2 protein-coding genes are annotated in these 2,100 nt (G+C 44.6%); one reads left to right on the top strand and one right to left on the bottom strand.

Annotation, left to right across the window (positions count from 1 at the left end):
* Window positions 1–149 precede the first annotated feature (149 nt).
* On the bottom strand, window positions 150–1,133 hold the full coding sequence (locus tag F6K49_RS43430; protein ID WP_293066960.1) for a dienelactone hydrolase: 984 nt from the start codon (window positions 1,131–1,133) through the stop codon (window positions 150–152).
* Window positions 1,134–1,601: 468 nt separating this feature from the next.
* Between F6K49_RS43430 and F6K49_RS43425 the strand changes: the two genes are divergently transcribed.
* Complete coding sequence (locus F6K49_RS43425; protein WP_293107895.1) at window positions 1,602–2,018, top strand: hypothetical protein; 417 nt, start codon at window positions 1,602–1,604, stop codon at window positions 2,016–2,018.
* Window positions 2,019–2,100: the final 82 nt, after the last annotated feature.

The following is a 2,100-nucleotide window of genomic DNA, read 5'->3' as shown; positions in this document are numbered from 1 at the left end:
TGTGGACGCTGAGTAAGACCGTATTGCAGCTTGCTGTTTGAGGCATCGGCGGATGAAGCGGGAAGCCCGAAAGACGAATAAAACCGTCCCTGAGTTGACCTGAGAATTGGAAGCCCCAACCTCAGCGAAGCAGGTTGGGGTACTTCACATTACTTCCGCTCAAAGGAGGCAATCAAAGGGTTCTCAGAACATAAGTATTGATTGATTGCTGACAAAGCTTGAGGTTGATGGGAAACATGAGCATCAATGAATAAACCAATTGTTTCTGCTAGCAAATTCCGTAGTAGGTCTTCCGGTTGAGATGCTGGATAGTCTAGGAAAGGTCTACCAGTAGTGGAATCAAATGGATAAGCAATAGAGAAATGATTGGCTCCCTCTAGAAGTAGCAGATAACTATCGTCTCTGCCTGCTGAGATCGCTTCCCTAAAAGTGCGTAACACTGGAGTGGTTGCTTGTTCCCAAGTCACTCCATAGCGATGGCTGCTGTTGGCAATAACTCCATCACAGGTTCCTCCAATCAGCATTAATGGTAAAGCATCAGGTAAAGGCAAGATTGTGCCCGATGGATATCCTAGTTGCTTCCCTCCTGCTGTATGTGCACCATAGGCAAAAGAAGCCACAATTTGTGGAAAGAAGCGTGGATTTGCACTTTCAATTGCAACTCTGCCCCCAGCGGAGTGTCCTCCTAGAATGATCTGTTTTAAATCAAGCAGGCCAGCTAGAACTCCGTTAAGTTGTAATTCCTCTAATGCTACCAATAGGCTTGGTAAAGCAGAGGCTGTTGGAGCTGAACCATAGGTGTTTGGATTCAACATTGCGATGTCAACACCTGGAGTCAGACCTACTATACCAGGTAAGTTTTGGGCAACCCAGGAGAAAGTGACAACCACAAGCCCACGTTCTGCCAACTTAATAGCAAGCCACTGATATACTTCAGGACTACAGTTTATGCCATTAAAGAAAATGACGACTTTGAAGGGAGACTGCTGAGGATCAGCAGGAACAATACCCATATTTTGTTCCTGATCGCTGCCTGACATCAGGGCTGGATAGAAAACTTTCAAATGAATGGTGTCATATGGAGAGGAAGCATCTTCTACTTTGGTAGACTGAAAAATTGCTCGAATAACCATACCACAAACACTTATTTATTCAGATTTTAATCAGCTTATCAATTACAGTGAGCTTTGAAGCACACCCATAGATGGAAGGCTAACGGCATTGAGGCTAGCGGCGCGAGACCCACTCTGGGAAAAGCCAATCCTTTCGCCTTCGGGTCCGTTTCAGTCAATGGTGTGGGATTCGTTGATCCTCAATGAGTCGTTCTGACTCAGAAATGGCAAAGTCTCCAACAGCTGACTTCTGAATAGCGGTGAGGGTAGTCTGTTATGTTTTTGGTCTTCTCCCCTGGTGCTGGGGTGACAGAATTACTGCTACAGTAGAGAATCCACTGCCCAGAGCATCCGCTGTGATCAATGGTTAGGAAACCGAGCAACCTCAAGAAATCCAGCACTTCTGTGCTTAGCAAACTAACCGTGAATTAATGATGCGTTACGCTATCACTAACGCATCCTACAAGATCGAATGATCGTACTAGCTTTATGAAAAATGGGGAAAATGGGAAAGGAATCACCTCACGCTGGTATCCCGAAACCCTGAAAAAGCGTATACTTTCCATTGATAAAATCCGGACAAAAATTCAATTTATTGCCGGGGATGGGTTTGAGGTTTGTGAGCAAAATTATCACCGCAACGATGCTATTTACTTCATTGATCCACCTTATTTAAAAGCTGGTCGCAGGCTCTATCGCTATTCAGCAGTTGATCATGAAGCTGTATTTAAACTTGCTAGCCAATTGGAAGGGGATTTTTTGATGAGCTATGACAATGTAGAAGAAATCAGGGATATAGCAAGTGGCTATGAATTTGCTGTACAACCTATTGCTATGAAAAACACTCATCATGCTGAGAAGACCGAATTGCTGATTGGCCGAACTTCCGATTGGTTTTTAGGGTAGTCATTATCTGACGGCTTTGAGGTCTGGGGCTGCTGGTGTAGAGGGGAAGTTAGCAGCTTGAAATTAGGCTGATACAACAGAA

The organism is Moorena sp. SIO3I6 (genome assembly GCF_010672095.1).
The sequence above is the reverse complement of the archived record's forward strand: the minus strand, read 5'-3'. Positions and strand labels throughout refer to the sequence as shown.